The following is a 20,000-nucleotide window of genomic DNA, read 5'->3' as shown; positions in this document are numbered from 1 at the left end:
CTTGAAATGTGGCACTTTGCGTTCGAGGGAGGACGGCGTTTGGTATTACGAAGTCAACAACTTTACCGCGATACAGGAAAACGTAATTCCGTTTTTCAACAGATTTGGCTTTTTGTCTGCGAAAAAGAAACGTGATTTTGCGAAATTTAAGCAAATAGCGATCCTTATTGCAGGAAGAAAGCATCTGGAGAAGGACGGCATAAAGCGAATTCTTGATATTCGGAAAACGATGAATGACGGTGGAGTCGGGCGTAGAAAATACACCGATGCTGAAATTCTTCGTTTGGTGAAGTCGGAAGAATCCTCAGAGACTACACGCCAGGCGCTTACAAATTGATTTACCGATGCCGCATAATTTGTAAGTAAAGATATAGTCCGATCTGCATAGCGATATGCAGGATTTAAGACCTAGCTACTGCTTGAATCAAACCGGTCGCAATGACCGGGGATAACATAGGATGAACGGTCCTAAGGTAGCGAAATTCCTTGTCGGGTAAGTTCCGACCTGCACGAATGGCGTAACGATGGCCACACTGTCTCCACCCGAGACTCAGTGAAATTGAAATTGCGGTTAAGATGCCGTATACCCGCGGCTAGACGGAAAGACCCCGTGAACCTTTACTACAGCTTTACACTGAATTTTGAACATTTTTGTGTAGGATAGGTGGGAGGCTTTGAAGCGCAGACGCTAGTTTGCGTGGAGCCAACCTTGAAATACCACCCTGAAATGTTTGGAGTTCTAACCCAGGCCCGTTATCCGGGTCGGGGACAGTGTATGGTGGGTAGTTTGACTGGGGCGGTCTCCTCCCAAAGAGTAACGGAGGAGCGCAAAGGTACCCTCAGCGCGGTCGGACATCGCGCATAGAGTGCAAAGGCATAAGGGTGCTTGACTGTGAGACATACAAGTCGAACAGGAACGAAAGTTGGTCTTAGTGATCCGGTGGTTCTGTATGGAAGGGCCATCGCTCAACGGATAAAAGGTACTCCGGGGATAACAGGCTAATTCCTCCCAAGAGTCCACATCGACGGAGGAGTTTGGCACCTCGATGTCGGCTCATCACATCCTGGGGCTGTAGCAGGTCCCAAGGGTATGGCTGTTCGCCATTTAAAGTGGTACGCGAGCTGGGTTTAGAACGTCGTGAGACAGTTCGGTCCCTATCTGTCGTGGGCGTTGGAAATTTGAGGGGAGCTGCTCCTAGTACGAGAGGACCGGAGTGGACGTATCTCTGGTGTTCCGGTTGTCACGCCAGTGGCATTGCCGGGTAGCTACATACGGAAGGGATAACCGCTGAAAGCATCTAAGCGGGAAGCCCCCCCCAAGATTAGATTTCCCTGGACCTTTAAGGTCCCTGAAGAGCCGTTGAAGACTACAACGTTGATAGGCCAGGTGTGGAAGCGCAGTAATGTGTGAAGCTAACTGGTACTAATTGCTCGTGAGGCTTGATCATATAACACCCAAACGGTTTGCATGCCGTGTCGGGTGCATGTCCTCGAAACGACACGAGACGTCAATACATTCCCAGGTTTTTAATACAGTTTTCCTGGCGGCCATAGCGTGCGGGAACCACCCGATCCCTTTTCGAACTCGGAAGTGAAAACGCTCAGCGCCGATGATAGTGTGGGGTTTCCCCATGCGAAAGTAGGACACCGCCAGGATTTTATTCAGAAACCCCGACTGCGAAAGTGGTCGGGGTTTTTTTTGCCCGTCCCCGTTTCTTGACCTATTGTTGTTCGATGCGAATTGTTTTACTGGGTCACAAGGAAATCTACAGCAACCTGGTTCTAAGCCTGGTTGTGCAGAAACTGCCTGGCCATGAGCTGAATCGCCCCCGATCTTCTAGACACTTACCAGCCGTTCTGTAAATTGCTTTTCATACTCTACCGGTGACAGCAGATTATTGAAACCGTGCCGGCGTTTGCTGTTGTAAAACATTTCTATGTAATCGACTACATCGGCGCGCGCATCGTCACGAGTGATGTAGATATGCCGCTTGATGCGTTCGCGTTTCAGTAGCTGGAAGAAGCTCTCGGCGACGGCATTATCGTGACAGTTTCCGCGACGACTCAGGCTGGCCTGCAGGTTGTGCGACTTCAAAAAGTCCTGCCAGTCGTGGCTCGTGTATTGACTGCCTTGATCGGTGTGAACCGTTACGGTCGATGTTGGCTTTCTGCGCCACACCGCCATCAGCAGCGCATCCAGTACCAGCTCCTTTTTGATCCTTGCCTGCAAAGACCAGCCGATAACCCGGCGTGAGAACAGATCCAGAATGACAGCAAGATACAGCCAACCCTCGTGGGTGCGGATGTGCGTGATGTCGCTGACCCAGACATCGTTTGGTCGTGCAACGGTAAACTGCTGTTGCAGGCGGTTCGGTGCGTGCACACTCGCGGGTCCGGATCGATGCCGCGGCCTACGGTAGCCAACCTGGGAGCGGAGCCCTGCAGCCCGCATCAACCGATAGGTACGATTCTCGCTGCAGTGCTCGCCGACGTCACGGAGGTCTGTATGGATTTTGCGGTAGCCATACACGCCACCACTTTCCAGCCAGAACTGCTTGATTAATCCGGTCAGATGCTGATTCTCTTTTGCTCGAGCCGAACGTGGCTGCTTGCGCCACGCGTAATAACCACTCGGATGAACATCCAGCAGCTCGCACAGTCGCCGAACTGGCCATTCAGTACTGTTGGCCCTGATATAGGCGTACCTCATTCGGACTGGTTGGCGAAGTACACCGCGGCTTTTTTTAGAATATCGCGCTCTTCGGTGACGCGCTTCAGTTCTTTCTTGAGCTGCTTGATCTCCATCTCATCCGATGTCTTTGCCTGTTGTTCCTCGGAACGTGGACCGTACTTCAACTTCCAACTGTAAAGGCTGTGCGTCGTCATGCCCAGTCGACTTGCTACTTCTGCAACGCTGTGGCCTCGCTCAACTACCTGGCGGACCGCTTCGATCTTGAACTCTTCGGGATATCGTTTGCTACTCATTTTCACCTCTCCTAGTACCATTTTGTCTGGCTGAAAGGTGTCTAGCAAATTAGGGGCGATTCAAGCTTTGTATTTTCCTGTCGGACCAAACGATCCATGACGACCCGCGGCCAGGGACCATCGATCACCTGGAGAATTACGAATCCGGGCTTTGCGACGCATTATCGAGGTTGGCAGTCAGCCAAACCGACAGAAAATCCCTAATCCTGACATTTGACGAGCTGGCGGAGGAAACCGGGCGGCCGATCGGTCGTCTGCCTTTGCCAAACAGCGCCGAAGGGCTTGCTGCAATGCGGGAGACGGCGCCCGACCTGATCGTGTCTTTGCGTTACCGGAAGATTCTCAAAGACGAGGCGATCGCCATTCCACGATACGGCGTGTTGAATCTGCACTCCGGCCTGCTGCCCGATTACCGCGGCGCGATGGCGACGTTCTGGGCATTGCTCAACGGCGATACGGAAATCGGCTCTACCCTGCATTACATCGTAGACGGCACGATCGATACCGGGCCGGTGGTCGGACGGGCTAGGATTCCCCTTGCCCATGAGCGGTCCTACATGGCCAGCGTGCTCGACCTGTATCCGCCGGGTTGCACCATGGTCCTGGATGCGATCAGGGTTATTGAGAACGATCGCGTTGCCCCGTCTTATAAGCAGCAAGGGAAAGGCCGGTATTTTTCCTGGCCCACCCAGGAGCAGGTCGACGGCTACTTCGAGCAGGGATACCGCTTTTACGGCGACCATGAACTCGATGATTTTGCGGCAAGACAGGCCGGTGGTCGCTGATGAACAGGGAGCGGGACGCTCCGTATTTGATGGGCAAAAAAAAGGGCCTCACCAACACCGATTTGCCAGCCATGATCGATGGCGTGCGGGGTTTCCGTTGCAGCTCGGGGAAAGATTCCCACCGGGGATTATAACTTGTTGAATTTTACGTAATATTTAGCACGATTCGCCTGAACTTCTGAATTTCCCGATTGCCTTGGCTTTATTGTCGCTAAAACCACCGCAAACAGCTCTTTCCCCCACCCTGGGTTTCTTGACTATCGGTGCCAGACATTGGATAGTGGGTGTATCAAGTGGGTGTCGCGTATTCGCAACGATAGAGAAAAAATACGCGGATACAGCGATACCAGCATGAGCGCTGATACCGCCTAGTGGCGACCACAGAGTTCCCACGAGGCGCCACAGCGTATAAATATCAAACCAGTAAAGGGAAATAGTGTGAAAACCTCCGATTTTTATAAACGATTAGCAATGCTATTGGGGATTGCAACGCTGTCTGTGGCTTTTACGCAACAGGCGGTGGCGCAGGACGCCGATGCGGATGCTGACAAGTACGGCGAGATTGAAGAAGTTGTCGCCACCGGTACACGCGGGCAACCGCGCTCGGTGACCGAATCAATGGTCCCGGTAGACGTCATCTCGGCTGACGAGTTCATCAACCAGGGCGGAACCGATCTCAGTGACCTGATAAGGAACGTCGTTCCCTCCTATAGCGTCAACACGCAGCCGATCAGTGATGCGGCGACGGTCGTGCGGCCGGCGCAATTGCGTGGCATGGCACCCGATCAAACGCTGGTCCTGATCAACGGCAAACGCCGTCATCGTGCAGCCGTCATTTCCTGGCTGGGCAATGGTGTGGCCGATGGTGCGCAAGGACCGGATATCTCAGTAATTCCTTCGATTGCATTGAAACAGGTCGAAGTACTTCGTGATGGCGCTTCTGCGCAGTATGGTTCGGATGCCATTGCCGGCGTAATGAATTTCATCTTGAAGGATGCCCGTGAAGGTGGCAGCCTCGAAGTTCGCTATGGCGAGTTCTACGAAGGCGATGGTACCGCCATGCAGATCGCAGCCAACATCGGCCTGCCGGTGGGTGACGAAGGTTTTGTCAACATTAGCGTCGAGTATGGCGAGTCGGATCCGACCGATCGCAGTCTCCAACGTGACGATGCAGCCGCTTTGATCGCGGCCGGCAACACCTTTGTCGCCAATCCTGCGCAGATCTGGGGTTCGCCGATTATCGACGATGAATTGAAACTGATGGTCAATTTTGCGACGGAAGCCGGCAATGGCAAAGAGTTTTATGGCCATGGCAACTATGCAGAGAAACGAGTCGAGGGCGGGTTCTTTTTCCGAAATCCCAATACCCGTGGTGCGGTTTTCAGCGCAGATGGTGGTATAAGCCGCCTCGTTGGCGACATGACGCCTGGAGATGGTATAACCTGCCCGGGCGGTATAGATTTCAGTTTTGACTCAGACCCGGTGGCACCCGGAATCCAGCCCGGAATTCCGCCCGGAACGGAGCTCATAATCGGCTCGGCGGGCGAAGCGGCCGCGGTGGCGCAGATAACTGCAGATCCCAACTGCTTTATAATGAACGAGCTGTTCCCGGGTGGGTTTACGCCGCGTTTCGGTGGCGAGGTTCTGGATTTTTCAATCGTCGGTGGCATCCGCGGCGAAACCTCTTCTGGGCTTCTTTGGGACGCCAGCATTGGTTACGGCACGAACGAAGTCGATTTCTTTATCAACAACACGGTCAACGCTTCCCTGGGTCCGGCTACACCGACGAGTTTTGATCCCGGTCTGTACAGGCAGGAAGAGTTTAACTTGAACTTCGATGTGTCCTACGCGTTTGGCGACAATGGCAATATCGCGGGTGGCCTCGAATATCGTGACGAGCAATTTGATATCGGTCTCGGACAAACGGAATCCTGGTCTATCGGACCCTTGGCGGACCAGGGCTTTAGTGCGGCTTCCAACGGATTCCCGGGATTCAGCCCGATTGCGGCCGGCACTTGGAGTCGTAGCAACTTCGCGGTTTATGTCGATCTTGAGGTAAACCCGACGGATGACTGGTCGCTCGGCTTTGCCACTCGCTTCGAGGATTTCGACGACTTTGGTACGACTTTCAACGGCAAGGTCGCGACCAATTTCCGAATCAACGACCGATTGGCATGGCGCGCTAGCGCGAGCAGCGGGTTCAGGGCGCCGACGCCAGGTCAGTCGAATGCGTTTAACGTCTCGACCGAGTTCGACCTGGTGCTGATGGATCTGGTCAACAACGGCAATATTCCGCCGGGTTCCCGTGTTGCGGAACTCAGAGGCGGCCGGCCGCTGGAGGCGGAGAAATCGATCAACCTTTCCGTGGGCGCAATTCTGACGCTGGGCGAAGTCGATATCACGATCGATTATTTCAATATCGAGTTGAAGGATCGTCTGGGGCAAACCAAGCTGTTCGCACTGACGGCGCAAGAGGTCATAGACCTTCTCGCCGAAGGCGTGACCAGTGCCGCTAACCTGGCGAATTTCCGTTTCTTCATCAATGACTTCGAAACCACAACCCAGGGTATCGATCTCATCGCGAATTACACCGCCGACATGCTGGGTGGGAGCACCGACTGGACCCTGTTGTTCAACTGGACGGACACCGAGGTCACGAAGCACAATCCGGATACGCTGGACGATCTTCGTATTCAGGAGTTGCAGGAAGGTCTGCCGGGGTTTCGCGGTAACCTGACTGCCAACCACAGAGCCACCGACAATTTCCGGGTTCTCGCTCGTCTGAGCTATTACGACGAATGGTTCGATTCGGAAGATGGCGCTGTCTACGATGGCGAGTGGCTGGTTGATCTCGAAGCGGCATACTCGGTCAACGATAATCTGACAGTGACCGTTGGCGCCCAGAATATCTTTGATATTTTCCCCGGCGAAAACCAGGGGGCTCGTAGTGGAGTGGGTAACCGCTACAGCCAGTTCACACCGTTTGGGTTTAACGGTGGTTTCTGGTACGCGCGTATTCGTTACGAACTGTAAGTGTACGTATTCGAGTAGAAGCCAGATAATGGAGGCGAACTGAACAGCCTCCGGATTCTGAAAAGCCCCGCTCACGGAGCGGGGCTTTTTTTTTGGCTGCGGATATTTCTGCTATGCAGATTCGTTAATGTGGCCAGGCAGAACGTATTCCTGCTGCGCGGGCTCAATGGTGATGGTCCTGGCGGCTACCGCCCGGGTGAAACGCGCAGCCTGCTAGTCTACCCGGACGCGGAACCCGATATTGAAGCCCGGGTTGCCCGCTCCCGATGATGGCAGGAATACGCCCTTTGGGTTGATCCGAATGTCCGTGACGCTGGCGTCGACCCCGTTGCCATCGGGTGTCGGCGTATAGCCGAAGCTGGCGCCACCGTCGCTGGAAAACTCCAGGTCGTCGGTCGTGCTGGCCAGGCTGCTAAAGGTATAGGTCAAACCACTGGCAGGGCTGCCATCGCTAAAATTCAGCGGCCCGGAACCGGCGCCGCCGATATCGCTGACCATCAGCGAACTATCGGCCGGGATCGTGTCGGTAATCACGGTACTGTCCACGTCGGCAGGTCTGCCCCCCTGGTTGTTGACGGTAATCGTGTAGGCAGCCACCGCGCCGGGAATCGCCTTCGGGTTGTGCGCGCCGACGACGGCGTCGAGGTGTTGGCCGCTAAGCGCCAGGTCCGGAATGAATGTCAAAGCTGCGAACTGCGTACTAGTGCTGCCGCCGCCGCTGAGATTGTCGTCGATTTTGGCGGCGATATTGGCTGCATTGAGACTGGAGTTCGTGCTGCTGACATGGAAAGTGAAAGGCGTCCCTGGCGCGAGGCCCAGCTCGGCCCAGGACACGGCGAATTCCATGTTCAGTCCACTCACAGAACCCCAGGTGCCGCTGTTGGATTTCTGGCTCGGGGCGTTGTTTTGTGGATGGCGGCTTGAAAAGCAGCGCCCCGCGCGACTGGGCGCTCCGCCATGGTCGTTCAACAACATGGTGCCGGCATTCGGCCTCCCGGCCGGTTGATCTCAGTCTTTATCCGAATAACCGAAAGCGGTCAGATACTTCGAGAGCAACGGCGTTATCTCGTGTACAGGTTTCCGGTAGTTCCGCCACCGGTTCCGCGCAGACCGGTAAACGGGTTTGCCAATCGCCTGGTAACTCGGGGTACTCAGGTAATCGGACCCGGCGTTCTCATGGAAACGGGCGACATCCGCGGCCCAGTCCAGGCCAAGAAACTCGAGCAACTGCCGCGCAGACGATTCGAAGTTCTCGACCAGGTTCTCGTAGCGTGATTCAAAAAACCCGGGCAAATCGTTTTTGCAAATCTCCAGCCATGTATTCATCACTTTGCAGTACAGGGCGGCCGCATCGCCCAAACTTGCGCAATGAACCATAGCCGGGTTGGGCTTGAACGATTGCATGAATGCGCTGAGGCACGCATCGCGCGGATCGCGCAACGCCACAATAATTTTCGCCTGCGGAAATACCTGCCGAATAAAACCGATCCGGGTGATGTTCAGCGGAAGTTTGTCGAGGAATACCGTTTCCGGCTCCGGCCTGCCAAGGTCCGTCTCCGCCATTCGCCAATACTCGGCGGCAAGGATCTCGCGTTGATCTGCCGTTAGCGAGCAGGGCTGCAGGTCGAGACTGGATTCGGCGAACTGCATCAGGCGGGGCACCAGGGGTTGTTCGTCGCTAGTACTGATAGCCGGATGCGCGTCCAGTATCCTCGCCGTCAGCGTGGTTCCGGATCGCGGGAAGCCGACCAGAAAAGCAGGCACTTTTTTATCCTGCGCCGAAATGTTCGAGGCCGCAGACTGATCCGGTCTGGGCCATCGCGTGCTCGCGTCGACCTGCTCAAAATAAATTTGCTTGTCGGGTACGCGTTGCCAGCTTTTCAGCAACGATTCCTGCCCCTGTTCGAAAAACCCGAACGCCTCGTCGTACCGTTGCAGCTTGTCCAGGCATTGGGCCAGTTCCAGCGAGACCTCGCCCTTCTCCTGATCGCTTTCCGTGTTGGTCAGCAACGCCCGGCAGCGCGCTTCCGCCGATTCAAGGTCGCCGTCACGACGGTCGAGCACGGCGAGGACCAGGCCGGCCTTACGCTGGCCCGGATTTATTTCAAGTGCGCGCTCCGCGATCTCCCTTGCCTCGACAACCTGGTTGCCGCGCTCCAGCGTCGCAGCGAGTTCCGCCAGGGCGTTTTCGTGTTGCGGATCTGACTCCACTGCCTGGCGATGTGCATCCAGCGCCTCTGTGAACCTGCCCAGCGCCTGGCAGGCCAATCCCTTGTTGTTCCACGCGTCAGCATAGGCAGGCTGTATCGCAACAGCGCGCGAAAAGCTCTCGATTGCTTCCTCGCTATGACCGCTCGCCTGCAGCGAGACGCCAAGATTGTTATGCGCATCGGCCAGTTGCGGGTCGGCATCCAGGGCTTGGCGGAAATCACGGATCGCTTCCTCATGACGCCCCAGTTGCGCGAGTATGTACCCGCGCCGGTCAAAAGTTGCGGCGGCCGGTTTCAGCCGAATTGCCTGGGTGGAAAATTCCAGTGCTTTTTCGGCTTCCCCCCTGCCGACCAGGGTAACGCTCAGATTTTCCAGTGCCGTTGCCGAGTCGGGCGCCAGCGCCAGTGCCTTGCGCAGACAATGCTCGGCCTGCTCGAGTTCCCCAAGCCGGCCGCCCAGTGTCCCGGCAGTGATCCAAAGCCTGGCGTTATCGGGTTGCAGATCACAGGCTTCGCGGGTCAATTGAAATGCCTTTCGATAATCGCCGGAAGCCATTGCGCGGGAGGCATCCTGGAGTACATTTTTGATTTTTTCTGTTTGGTCCATTTCCTGAAACCCGAGCCGAAAATGGCAGGCTGCGGCCGCAGAGTATAGCAATCACTGTAGGCGAAGGCCGGGGAATAGTAGTATGTCCGGGTAGTTGCGATGGAGATAAATAATGGCCCGACCGGCTGAGCCACAGACCAGTTCCTCGGTCCTGATGATCCGGCCGGTTCGTTTCCAGTCCAATCCGCAGACCGCCGAAAGCAACCGCTTCCAGCAGCAGGACCATTCGTCCAGCGACGACGGCAACCACGAGAAGGCGCTGGTTGAGTTCGACAATCTTGTGGCGACGCTGGAAGCTGTCGGCATAGATGTGGTGATTTTTGACGACACCCCGGAACCCCATACGCCGGATTCTATTTTTCCGAATAACTGGCTGAGCATGCACGCCGACGGAACCGCAGTTCTTTACCCGATGATGGCAAGCAACCGCAGGCCGGAACGGCGCGCTGATATCCTGGGTTCACTGAGCTCGGAATCGGGGTTCAGGATTGAGCAAACCATTGACTTGAGTTCGTACGAGGCCGAGGGAAAATATCTTGAGGGCACCGGCAGCATCGTTCTCGATCGGCAAAACCATATTGCCTATGCGTGCCTGTCGGCGCGCACCGATGTGGACCTTTTGGGTGAGTTCGCTCGCCGGATGGACTATGAGTTGGTGGTGTTTGCTGCCGCAGGCGAGGACGGCGCCGCTATCTACCACACCAACGTCATGATGTGCATCGGTGTGGATTTCGTGGTCATCTGCGCTGCTTCCATAAAGGAAGAACAACGCCAGGCAGTTTTGGACAGGCTGCGCGGCACCGGTCACGAAGTGATTGATATCAGTTATGCACAAATGGCCAGCTTTGCCGGCAACATGCTTGAACTGAAATCCGCAAACGGCGGACGCATACTGGCGATGTCCAGTCGGGCGCTGGACAGCCTGACAGCGGAGCAACGCAAGAGCCTGTCGCGCCGAACGCATATTGTTGCGGCATCCATTGACAGCATTGAGAAAAGCTCGGGCGGCAGTGTACGCTGCATGCTCGCGGAAATTCATTTACCCAGAAAAAACAGGAGCCGGGATAGTGAGTGAGCTTTGCCTGCAGGAAAGATATGCACCGGACAACGAGTGCTTCGGTTGCGGTCCGGCCAACAAAAAGGGACTCCGCATCCGCAGTTTCCCATGCGGCGATGAAGTAATTGCCGAGTGGACGCCGGAATCGCATCACGAGGCGTTTCCCGGCATGCTCAACGGCGGCATTATCGGATCCCTGCTCGACTGCCATTGCAACTGGACGGCCTGCTGGCACCTGATGAACCAAACAGGTGCGCAAAAGCCACCGTGCACGGTGACCGCGGATTATTCGATTCGATTGCTCAGACCGACTCCTTCAACGGGGCCGGTCTCGTTGCGCGCCTGGGTCGTGGAATCTGCAGGCAACAAGGTGGTGGTCGATGGCGAACTCATTGTCGATGGAAAGGTTTGCGACACCTGCCGAGGCACCTTCGTTGCGGTAAGCGAAGGACATCCAGCGTATCACCGCTGGTAGATCCTGGGTCGCACCGTTCGCTTGCTGGCGCTCGCCTTTAGCCGGGTTCGGAGGTCGATCGCTGCCGTGTTTCAAGACCAGGATACGCCTGGGTCGCAGCCCGTCAAACGCCGGCGCAGCTTGCCGCCGAATGGGTTAAAATCGCGCCTTCTTTTATTGGGGACCCCTCCCGAATGGCCAAAGACAAAATACTCATGTGTCCGCCGGATTTCTTCGCCGTGGACTATGCAATAAATCCGTGGATGGACGGTAACGAAGGGAAACTTTCGATCGACCTGGCGAAACAACAATGGACGAAGCTGCGCGATACCATCGAAGAACATGCGAATGTTGTATTGATTGAGCCTCGAGCCGACGTACCCGACATGGTTTTTACGGCCAATGCCGGAACCGTGCTGGCTGAGAAGGCGATGGCCAGCCATTTCCTGCCGATGGAACGACGGGCGGAGGAAAAGCACTTCAAGCGATGGTTCGGCGAGAACGGGTTCGAGCTATATCCACTCGATGAAAAAATCGGTTTTGAAGGCGCCGGAGATGCGCTTTTCGATAGGGGTGGCGATTGGCTCTGGGCCGGATACGGATTTCGTACGGAGATCGAATCGCATCCTCATCTCGAAACATTCTTTGCGAAAGAAGTCGTTTCGATCCGTCTTGTGGACCCGCGTTTTTATCATATCGATACCTGTTTTTGCCCATTGAATGACGGCTGGTTGCTGTACTATCCACCGGCTTTTGATGAGGAATCGCAGAAAAAAATCACGCTGCGCGTACCGCGCGACAAACGCATCGTTGTCAGTAGCGAAGATGCGGGCCGCTTTGCCTGTAATTCCGTCAATATCGAAGACAAGGTTATTATGAACCGGGTTTCTCCAGGGTTGAAAAACGATCTGGCCAAAGCGGGTTTCGAAGTGATCGAAGCGTCATTGACGGAGTTCCTGAAGGCAGGCGGTTCTGCGAAGTGCCTGACACTGAAACTGACCGAGCCGCCTGCGTGAAGCCAGCCGTTTTATACAGGATCGGGGCGGCACGGCCGAATGCACACCTGTTCGATGTTGAGCTCGAAATTTCAAAGCCTGACGCCAAAGGCCAGCAATTGTCGCTGCCGGCATGGGTGCCCGGCAGTTATATGATTCGGGATTTTGCCCGTCATATCACGAGTCTTGCCGCGCACTCGGGCGCGGACAGCGTCATCGTCAGGAAACTCGACAAATCAACCTGGCAATGCGCACCCGTAAATGGCCCGCTGATCGTTCGGTACCAGGTTTATGCCAAGGATCGTTCTGTGCGTGGCGCCCACCTGGACTCACGACACGGATTTTTTGACGGCAGCAATATATTCCTGCGCGTTCATGGTCAGGAGGAGCGGCCGTCCGGTATCAGTATTGCGCCGCCGTCGGGCGATACGGGACGTTGGCGGCTGGCGACCGGGCTGCAGGTTGTCCAGATCGATGATCGGGGATTTGGTGATTTCCAGGCGCAAAGCTATGCAGAACTGATCGACTGCCCGGTACAAATGGGCGAACTGGATTTTGTCGAGTTCAGCGCGGGTGGTATTCCTCACGCGATGGCCATCAGCGGCAAACACGATGCGGACAAAGATCGGCTGGCTACAGACCTCGCGCTGGTATGCCACCAGCACATCGATCTGTTTGGTTCAGTGCCAGTCGACAGCTACCTGTTCCTGCTAACCGTGGTGAGCAATGGTTACGGTGGGCTGGAGCATCGCAACAGCTCATCGTTGATCAGCCGGCGCGACGATCTGCCCGCGCAGGCCGACGAGGGTATCAGCAAGGGGTATCGTCGCTTTCTAGGCTTGTGCAGCCATGAATATTTTCATATGTGGAATGTCAAAAGATTGCGTCCCGCCGCGCTCGCGGAAAGCGATCTGTCCGCCGAGGCCTATACCGAAATGCTTTGGGTTTTCGAGGGTGTTACTTCCTATTATGACGACCTGGCGCTGGTCAGAAGCGGTGTGATCACCGACACCAGTTACCTGGACCTGTTGTCACAAACGATAACCCGTGTTCTCCAGGGGCCGGGCCGCCTGCACCAGTCACTGGCGGAATCGAGTTTCGATGCCTGGAGCAAGTTTTACCGGCAGAACGAAAACTCGCCAAACGCGATAGTCAGTTATTACGCAAAGGGGTCGTTGGTGGCGCTTGCCCTCGATCTGTTGATTCGCCGCGAGACCAAAGGCGTTTGCTCATTGGACGATGTGATGCGCGCGGCCTGGGAAAAATACGGCCAGATTGAAACAGGCATGCCGGAAACGGCTTTTGAAGATTTGGCGAGCGAGGTCAGCGGCGTGGAACTGAAAGAGTTTTTCGCCCATGCGGTTCGCGGGACTGACGATTTACCGCTGGCGGAGTATCTCGAGAGTGTCGGCATAATCTACAAGTTGAGACCTGCCGTTTCTCTCGATGACGCTGGCGGACCGGCCAAAGGCAAAAGCATGCCGGTGTGGTTCGGGATCAAGACCCGGGTGGTGGCCGGTCGACTCATCGTCACTCACGTACTGGAGAACGGTCCGGGGCAGAAAGCCGGGCTGTCCGCTGGCGACGAATTGCTTGCCCTGAACGATATTCGTCTCACCGCCAAGACGCTTGAGAAACGTCTGCGCCGGCTGCAAGCAGGGGAGATAACGCGGTTAAGTGTTTTTCGCGAAGACGTGCTGATCGAATTGCCGTTGCTGGCCGAGGAAAGTCCGCGGCACTGCTGCCAGTTGCTGCTGAATGAAGAGGCTGACGGCGAGATCCTGGCAGCGCGGTCCGCGTGGCTGGGTGGCATTCGATGAAGCGTATCCTGCCGATTTGTCTGCTCACTGCGGGTCTGTTTGCCTGCACCTTGGAACATGAAAGCCAGATCGTTGCGGTGCAGGGTCCGGCACTGCCCCATCCAGTCAGTAACAATGCGGTGGCTGGCTTCCGCAGCGCCGACGGGTTTCACTTGCTCAGTTTCATGGGCCTGGCCGGCGGCCGCGGCTGGCAAAACGTGGCCAGCGAGGCCTGGCATTTGCCGCCAGGGAGCGATGCCTGGCAGCGCTTGGCCGATGTGCCCGGGGGCGAAGGCAGGCTAGCCGGCACCGCCGCCACCGTGGCTGGTAAGGTATATGTTTTTGGCGGATATACCGTTGCCGAGGATGGCAGCGAGAGATCTGTAGCAAAAGTGTACCGGCTCGATACTGAGCGGCTAAGCTGGCATGAACTGGAGCCGATGCCGGTGCCGGTCGATGATGCTGTCTCGGTCGTATATCTTGACCGCTATGTTTACCTGGTCAGTGGCTGGCACGACCTGGGCAATGTCAACCTGGTGCAGATTTACGATGTCGAGGAGGATTCCTGGAGACAGGCGACGCCCTGGCCCGGTGAGGCGGTGTTCGGCCATGCGGGCGGCATAGTCGGCAACAGGTTGCTGGTTTGCGATGGCGTTGTCGTTCGCCTGGCGGACAACGGCAACCGGCGGTTCGAGACGGTAGATGCCTGTTACCTGGGCAAAATCGATGCCGACGATATTCGACGCATTCACTGGCAGGTGGTCGCACCCCATCCGGGTTCGGTCCGCTACCGGATCGCGGCGACCGGCACGGCAACGCACGACGGGGAAATCGTCTTCGCCGGCGGCAGCGGCAATCCTTACAACTACGATGGCATCGGTTATGACGGCAATGTATCGCAGGCCTCGGCCGAAGTCTTTGCATGGCGGCTCGCCGAGCAACGCTGGCATAGCTATGGCCGGCTATCCACGGCAACCATGGATCACCGCGGTCTGCTTGCCAACGCGGGGACTTTTTATATAGTCGGTGGCATGGTTGACGCCGTAAATTCGGGCGATGGCGCCGAACCGGTTATCAGTTCGCAGGTCCATGAGTTCACGCTGCAATGAACAGGCTGTCCTAGGTTTGCAAATCGTAATGCCGCTGGATTCTGATACCAAGGCAACAATCAGGCTGCTGACCGGTGCGGTGTTCATCAGCTTTTCCGCTGTTTTCGTAAAGGTGCTGTCGGTTCCGCCCACCGTCAGCGCTTTCTACCGCCTGCTTTTTGGCGGAGGTTTCCTGTTGCTGTATATCCTTGCCACCAAAAGATCGCTGGGCAGGGCCCTGACCGGCTTGCTGGCGATTTTTCTCGCCGCAGTATTTTTTGCCGCCGACCTGTGGACCTGGCACCGCAGCATCATTTATGTGGGGCCCGGTCTGGCCACCATGCTCGCCAACTTCCAGGTTTTTTTTCTCGCCCTGGCCGGGGTGCTTTTCTTTGGCGAACGCTGGCGCTGGCAGCTCATGGTCGCCATCCCGATGGCGTTGCTGGGCCTGGGCATGATTGTCGGATTTGACTGGCAGATTCTCACCGAGGAATATCGTACTGGCATCTGGCTGGGTTTATTGACGGCAGTGTTTTATGCCGCCTATATTCTCTCGCTGAGGCGCACCCGCACCGATGGCCGGCAGCGATCCGCGGTTGCCGATCTTGCGCTGGTTTCCCTGATCAGCGCCGCTTTGCTGGGCATCGGCGCGACTGCAGCCGGTGACTCGCTGGCGCTTTCATGGTCCAAAGACCTGGGTATCCTGCTGGCGTATGCCCTGGTGGCGCAGGTGTTCGGCTGGTTGCTGATTGCGCATAGCCTTGCCCAGGTGCCCGCTTCGCGGGTGGGTTTGATTCTCCTTTTGCAACCCTTGCTGGCTTTCGTATGGGATGTCTGGTTTTTTTCCAGGAGCATCACGCCGACCGAGCTGACTGGCGCCGTCCTGACATTGCTTGGTATATACCTGGGTATGAGAAAAATGTCACAGGCTGCCTGAAAGACTGCTGCCAGATTATTCGGCAGGTCTCCCTCCGATCACAGACAGGCGCCCGGGTAGCAGCTCTATATCCAGGTTGCGAGCCGCGGCGGTCAGTATTTCGCCGTCGGTTTGCACCGCCAGGGGCAGGCTGGATTCAAGTCTCAGGGTCCGCGACCGAATCATCGTTACAGCAGGCAGCGACAGATGGGTCCCTTTCATCAAGCGAGGAAGCAGGCGAATAACCTGTCTGCGGTTCATGCCGTCGGCGATAACGATATCGAGCTGGCCGTCATCGATTCTCGCGTCGGGAGCCAGCGGAAAAATGCCACCGGCAATCCGGCCGTTCATCGCCGAGATCAAGGTGATCGACATTTCCAGCACGGATTCATCGGTGACGATTTTGACCCGCGGGATTTCTATACCGCTGATCAGGGCTTGCGCCAGCGCCAATGGATAGCGGATCTGCCCGGTAGGCCATTTCATCCGGCTCGCCATTATTGCAACCTTGGCATCAAAACCGATACCGACGCCGTTGAGAAAAAACCTTTGATTGCACCGGCCGACATCGATGCGCGCATCGGTCTCCGGCCGGCTGATTTCCTCGATTATCCGGTCACAGGCGCGACGCCAGTCCAGGGGTATGTCAAGCGCCTTGGCAAAATCATTGCCGGTGCCGAGCGGGATTACACCCAGTCGCGGGTCGGCCTCGGCCTCCATGATTCCGTTGATGGCTTCATTGACGCTGCCATCGCCGCCCGCGATCAATACGTTTTTGGCTCCGCTTTCGCAGGCGACCGCAAGCTGGTCGATCAGGCTGCCCGGCGACCTGGTCACAGCCGTGGTCAGGCGCAGGCCGTCCTGCGATAGCCGATTGCTGATTTTGTCGGCCTGCCGCGTTGCGCGGCCACGCCCGGCGAACTCATTGATAAACAGGTGTGCTTCGCAGGTATTCGTCATTTGGTTTTTCTGTGCCGAAGTATCGGGTATTGTAACCAGATGGGCCGTGTCGTTCCTGGCCCAACCAGGTGCGCCAACAAGGCTGGTATTGATGCTCGAACTCGGAACAAAAGTATTGCTGGCTTATTTGCTCGGCTCCGTCAGCGGCAGCCTCTTGATCGGAAAACTCAAGGGGGGCGTGGATATTCGAGAAATGGGCAGCGGTAATGCCGGCGGCACCAATGCTCTGCGCACGCAAGGCAAGATGTTTGCGTTGGGAGTCATGATTATAGACGTGGGGAAAGGATACATCTCTGCGGCGTTGATTCCGGTACTGGCAATAGCCGGGCTTGCCGAGGACCCTGCCGTGGGCCGCGAGTGGCTGGTCATGGCCTGCGCATCCGCCGCCGTTATTGGTCATTGTTATCCTTTCTGGCATGGCTTTCAGGGCGGCAAGGGCGCAGCAACCTTGATCGGTACCCTGACTTTCATCCAGCCGGTGATATTGCTACCGGTGATCTTGGTCTGGCTGCTGATCGTAATGTTGAGCGGCTACGTGGGCCTGGCGACGATAATGGCGGGATTTTCTGCGCCTGTTTACTTGCTGCTGACCGGTCAAATAGCCAACCAGCCACTGCTGACGTTGGCCGTGTCCATGGCCTTGTTTTTGGTCTACACGCATCGGGAAAACATTCGGCGGCTGAAGGCTGGCGCGGAAGCGAGGGTCGGGCAGTTGGCGATATTCCGGCGCGATTCCTGATGGGGCAGGATCGTTGGCTTCCGGTACTCAGGATCATTTCTGACGGGGTCTCGCATTCCGCGGCAGAGCTGGCGGCGACCCTGGCGATCCCGATTGCAGATATCAATCTGCAGATCGAAACACTGCGTGGCCTGGGTCTGAAGGTGCTGGGCAACCCGAATAAAGGCTTCCGGTTGCCATACCCGGTGGATCTTTTCGACGCTGCAGAGCTTGTCGCGAGTTTGCCGGAGTGGTGCCATGAGCGCATCGTCTCCTGCGAGGTTGCCGGCGAAGTCGATTCAAGCAACACCAGGTTGCTGGAGCAGACGCCGCCCGAAGATGGGCAGGTCCGGGTATTTCTGGCGGAGTACCAGAGCGCTGGCCGCGGCAGGAGGGGTCGCAACTGGTTATCGCCGCCGGCGTCGGGAATTTGTCTTTCCCTGGCTGTCGCTTTCGACGGTTCGCCGCATAACCTGGCGGCTTTGCCGCTGGCGCTGGGGGTGGCAACGCGCAGGGCATTGACCAAGCTGGGCATAGAACCGGTCGGGATCAAATGGCCGAACGACCTGGTGGCCAAAGGGAAGCTGGCTGGGATTCTGGTCGAACTGCGAAACACCGCCGATAACCGCTTACACCTGGTCGCCGGGCTGGGTTTGAATTACCGGTTGCCCGGCCCACGAGGCGAAGCCATGGCTGGTGAGTGGCGCGATGTTGCGGGCATGGGCAATGGCGCGCCGCCGTCAAGAAGCAGCCTGGTTCAGCAAATATTGCCCGAGTGGGTCGCGGCGCTGGATATATTCATGTTGCAGGGTCTGAAGCCGTTTCTGAAGGAACTCCGGCGTGCTGACGTTTGCCGGGATCAGCAAGTGGACCTGGTATCCGATACCGGCATAACCCATGGCGTATGTCGAGGCATAGCCGATGATGGTTGCCTGTTGCTTGAGGCGGAGGGGGAAATACAGCGGATCGTTGCCGGGGATATCAGTTTGCGGCCGACCAGGGCAGAAGGCTGGCCGCGTCGGGGCCTCATCGCCTGATGGGTCCGAAGATGAAGCGGAAGAAGATGGCAAGCGAATCCCTGTTATTGATCGATGCCGGCAATAGCCGCGTGAAGTGGGCCTGGTGGCAGGGAAAACTGGGTTCGCAGTATACCTCCAGCTGGGTGGATGTCAGTAGCGATGACTTATACGCCGGTGACCGTAAGGCCGATCGTATTGTGGTCGCCAATGTCGCCGGGCAACAAATCCGAGGACTGATCGACACCGAAGACGCCAGGGTGGTCTGTGTTGAAAGCGTGCGGGAGGCCGGTGGCGTGACCAATGCCTATCGGGATCCAACGCAAATGGGCGTCGATCGCTGGGCGGCCATGATCGGCGCGCGGCACCACCGGCCTGGCCCGCTGGTCATTGTCGATGCAGGGACCGCGTTGACGGTAGATATGCTGGATACGGAGGGTAAGCACCTGGGCGGCGTTATCGCGCCGGGCTATCGGATGATGTTGTCGTCGTTGCTGGGCAACACCAGCGATATCGCCAAGCTTGCCGAAGCGGCTGCAGACAGGATCTGCGGTGAAGAAGAAATTGCCGCGCGCAGCACCAGTGAAGCAATACATTCCGGATCGTTGATCGCACTGGTCTCGCTGGTAAGGCATGGTAAGGAATTCCTGGAAAGACGCACGCAAAGCTCGCCCCGGATATTGCTATGCGGCGGAGATGCCGATATGTTGCTGCCGCTGCTGCATAATGCCGAAATTGTTGCCGACCTCGTGCTTCGGGGCCTGGTAGTTATTGCCGGCAAGCGACCTTGACCCGCATATTTGACCAAGGCGGTGGCCGCCAAGTGCATGCTGCGGAAAATTCGGGTATTTTGAGGGATCGATGCGTTGATGGCTGATTACAAATCCTACGCCGGCGTCCACCTGTCGCGGCCCTGGCTGGTTCCCGGACGCCTGAGCTTGGTCTGCACTCAACCCATAGCTACCGCTATGGGTTTCGCCAGGGGCCTGCGCGGTAGAAATATCCGTAGCGAGAAAGCGTCACAGCGAGGACAGTTTTTCGATCTTTTGAGGCGCATAGTGGAGCTACGCAACGAAAAAGATCGGAAAAATGGACCGCTGTGGTGCTTTCGCAGTAGGCATACTTTCTGCCGCGCAGACCCCCTGGACCTGCCCTCAGCCGCCCGAGCCCTCACCCAGGATCCGCGATCCTTGGTGAAATATACGGGTTAAGAGACCATTGTTGAGAAATTTCCTGTTAGTTCTGCTGGCGGTCAATCTAGGGATACTGGCTTGGTATCACTGGTTGCGCGAGCCCTACGATAACGCACCAATTGCGACCAGCTATGAGGGTTTGCCAAGCCTGGAGCTGGCCGAGGACCAGCCTGTGGAGCAGTCC

The 20,000-nt window shown here is 56.7% G+C and carries 15 protein-coding genes and 2 rRNA genes (1 of these 17 running past the window's edge); 13 read left to right on the top strand and 4 right to left on the bottom strand.

What is annotated here, in order from left to right; genetic code table 11:
* Positions 1-1,448, top strand: a 23S ribosomal RNA gene (locus IIA05_07790) (it extends 2,231 nt beyond the left edge of the window).
* A 92-nt stretch (positions 1,449-1,540) separates the two neighbouring features.
* Positions 1,541-1,656: ribosomal RNA gene (rrf, locus tag IIA05_07785) — 5S ribosomal RNA — on the top strand.
* A gap of 181 nt (positions 1,657-1,837) precedes the next feature.
* Here the strand turns inward: rrf and IIA05_07780 are convergent.
* Positions 1,838-2,985, bottom strand: a protein-coding gene (locus tag IIA05_07780) for an IS3 family transposase (GenBank protein MCH9027001.1) whose coding sequence is annotated in 2 segments (ribosomal slippage) — positions 1,838-2,748 and positions 2,748-2,985 — 1,149 coding nt in all. Because the reading frame shifts where the segments join, the coding sequence is not laid out codon by codon here.
* A 170-nt stretch (positions 2,986-3,155) separates the two neighbouring features.
* Here IIA05_07780 and IIA05_07775 point away from each other — a divergent pair.
* On the top strand, positions 3,156-3,770 hold the full coding sequence (locus IIA05_07775; GenBank protein MCH9027000.1) for a hypothetical protein: 615 nt from the start codon (positions 3,156-3,158) through the stop codon (positions 3,768-3,770).
* Positions 3,771-4,241: 471 nt separating this feature from the next.
* The gene (locus tag IIA05_07770) at positions 4,242-6,803 is read left to right on the top strand and encodes a TonB-dependent receptor (protein ID MCH9026999.1); all 2,562 of its coding nucleotides are present in this window, start codon (positions 4,242-4,244) and stop codon (positions 6,801-6,803) included.
* A gap of 213 nt (positions 6,804-7,016) precedes the next feature.
* Here the strand turns inward: IIA05_07770 and IIA05_07765 are convergent, their stop codons facing one another.
* Together IIA05_07765 and IIA05_07760 are read right to left on the bottom strand one after the other, a co-directional pair.
* Positions 7,017-7,664: a hypothetical protein gene (locus tag IIA05_07765; protein MCH9026998.1), complete on the bottom strand. Its 648-nt coding sequence runs from the start codon at positions 7,662-7,664 to the stop codon at positions 7,017-7,019.
* A gap of 147 nt (positions 7,665-7,811) precedes the next feature.
* Positions 7,812-9,620: a tetratricopeptide repeat protein gene (locus tag IIA05_07760; protein ID MCH9026997.1), complete on the bottom strand. Its 1,809-nt coding sequence runs from the start codon at positions 9,618-9,620 to the stop codon at positions 7,812-7,814.
* 154 nt (positions 9,621-9,774) lie between these two features.
* On the opposite strand from IIA05_07760, the gene IIA05_07755 reads away from it, so the two are divergent.
* The 6 genes from IIA05_07755 to IIA05_07730 all read left to right on the top strand — a co-directional run bounded on the left by IIA05_07755 (position 9,775) and on the right by IIA05_07730 (position 15,950).
* Complete coding sequence (locus IIA05_07755; protein ID MCH9026996.1) at positions 9,775-10,695, top strand: amidinotransferase; 921 nt, start codon at positions 9,775-9,777, stop codon at positions 10,693-10,695.
* A complete protein-coding gene (locus tag IIA05_07750) occupies positions 10,685-11,152 on the top strand; it encodes a PaaI family thioesterase (GenBank protein ID MCH9026995.1) in 468 nt (155 codons plus the stop codon). The genes IIA05_07755 and IIA05_07750 overlap by 11 nt, the downstream gene beginning before the upstream one ends.
* A 173-nt stretch (positions 11,153-11,325) precedes the next feature.
* Entirely contained in the window at positions 11,326-12,147 is an 822-nt protein-coding gene (locus IIA05_07745) for a dimethylarginine dimethylaminohydrolase family protein (GenBank protein MCH9026994.1), read from the top strand.
* The gene (locus IIA05_07740) at positions 12,144-13,946 is read left to right on the top strand and encodes a M61 family metallopeptidase (protein MCH9026993.1); all 1,803 of its coding nucleotides are present in this window, start codon (positions 12,144-12,146) and stop codon (positions 13,944-13,946) included. Before IIA05_07745 ends, IIA05_07740 begins: the two co-directional genes overlap by 4 nt.
* Positions 13,943-15,034 (top strand): galactose oxidase, encoded by a 1,092-nt coding sequence (locus IIA05_07735; GenBank protein MCH9026992.1) that lies wholly within the window; start codon positions 13,943-13,945, stop codon positions 15,032-15,034. The genes IIA05_07740 and IIA05_07735 overlap by 4 nt, the downstream gene beginning before the upstream one ends.
* Positions 15,035-15,062: 28 nt before the next feature.
* Complete coding sequence (locus tag IIA05_07730) at positions 15,063-15,950, top strand: DMT family transporter (GenBank protein MCH9026991.1); 888 nt, start codon at positions 15,063-15,065, stop codon at positions 15,948-15,950.
* Positions 15,951-15,965: 15 nt separating this feature from the next.
* Here IIA05_07730 and IIA05_07725 read toward each other — a convergent pair whose 3' ends face one another.
* Positions 15,966-16,889, bottom strand: coding sequence for a diacylglycerol kinase family lipid kinase (locus tag IIA05_07725; GenBank protein MCH9026990.1), 924 nt, complete (start codon positions 16,887-16,889; stop codon positions 15,966-15,968).
* A gap of 46 nt (positions 16,890-16,935) precedes the next feature.
* Here IIA05_07725 and plsY point away from each other — a divergent pair, with 46 nt between their 5' ends.
* Genes plsY through IIA05_07710 form a run of 3 tightly spaced genes read left to right on the top strand, consistent with a single transcriptional unit; the run spans position 16,936 to position 19,414 of the window.
* Positions 16,936-17,628, top strand: coding sequence for a glycerol-3-phosphate 1-O-acyltransferase PlsY (gene plsY, locus IIA05_07720; protein MCH9026989.1), 693 nt, complete (start codon positions 16,936-16,938; stop codon positions 17,626-17,628).
* Positions 17,628-18,644 carry a biotin--[acetyl-CoA-carboxylase] ligase gene (locus IIA05_07715; GenBank protein MCH9026988.1) on the top strand — a complete coding sequence of 339 codons (1,017 nt, stop codon included), beginning with the start codon at positions 17,628-17,630 and terminating at the stop codon, positions 18,642-18,644. Before plsY ends, IIA05_07715 begins: the two co-directional genes overlap by 1 nt.
* Before the next feature lie 26 nt (positions 18,645-18,670).
* Positions 18,671-19,414 carry a type III pantothenate kinase gene (locus IIA05_07710; GenBank protein ID MCH9026987.1) on the top strand — a complete coding sequence of 248 codons (744 nt, stop codon included), beginning with the start codon at positions 18,671-18,673 and terminating at the stop codon, positions 19,412-19,414.
* Positions 19,415-20,000: the final 586 nt, after the last annotated feature.

This window comes from Pseudomonadota bacterium (genome assembly GCA_022572885.1).
Classification (GTDB): Bacteria; Pseudomonadota; Gammaproteobacteria; order Steroidobacterales; family MnTg04; genus MnTg04.
The sequence above is the reverse complement of the archived record's forward strand: the minus strand, read 5'-3'. Positions and strand labels throughout refer to the sequence as shown.

Excerpts from the sequence above, each read along its gene's own strand:
- IIA05_07770 (MCH9026999.1), top strand. The coding sequence starts at position 4,242 with ATGCTATTGGGGATTGCAACGCTGTCTGTGGCTTTTACGCAACAGGCG.
- IIA05_07760 (MCH9026997.1), bottom strand. The coding sequence starts at position 9,620 with ATGGACCAAACAGAAAAAATCAAAAATGTACTCCAGGATGCCTCCCGC.
- IIA05_07755 (MCH9026996.1), top strand. The coding sequence starts at position 9,775 with ATGATCCGGCCGGTTCGTTTCCAGTCCAATCCGCAGACCGCCGAAAGC.
- IIA05_07745 (MCH9026994.1), top strand. The coding sequence starts at position 11,326 with ATGGCCAAAGACAAAATACTCATGTGTCCGCCGGATTTCTTCGCCGTG.
- IIA05_07735 (MCH9026992.1), top strand. The coding sequence starts at position 13,943 with ATGAAGCGTATCCTGCCGATTTGTCTGCTCACTGCGGGTCTGTTTGCC.
- IIA05_07730 (MCH9026991.1), top strand. The coding sequence starts at position 15,063 with ATGCCGCTGGATTCTGATACCAAGGCAACAATCAGGCTGCTGACCGGT.
- IIA05_07725 (MCH9026990.1), bottom strand. The coding sequence starts at position 16,889 with ATGACGAATACCTGCGAAGCACACCTGTTTATCAATGAGTTCGCCGGG.
- IIA05_07715 (MCH9026988.1), top strand. The coding sequence starts at position 17,628 with ATGGGGCAGGATCGTTGGCTTCCGGTACTCAGGATCATTTCTGACGGG.
- IIA05_07710 (MCH9026987.1), top strand. The coding sequence starts at position 18,671 with ATGGCAAGCGAATCCCTGTTATTGATCGATGCCGGCAATAGCCGCGTG.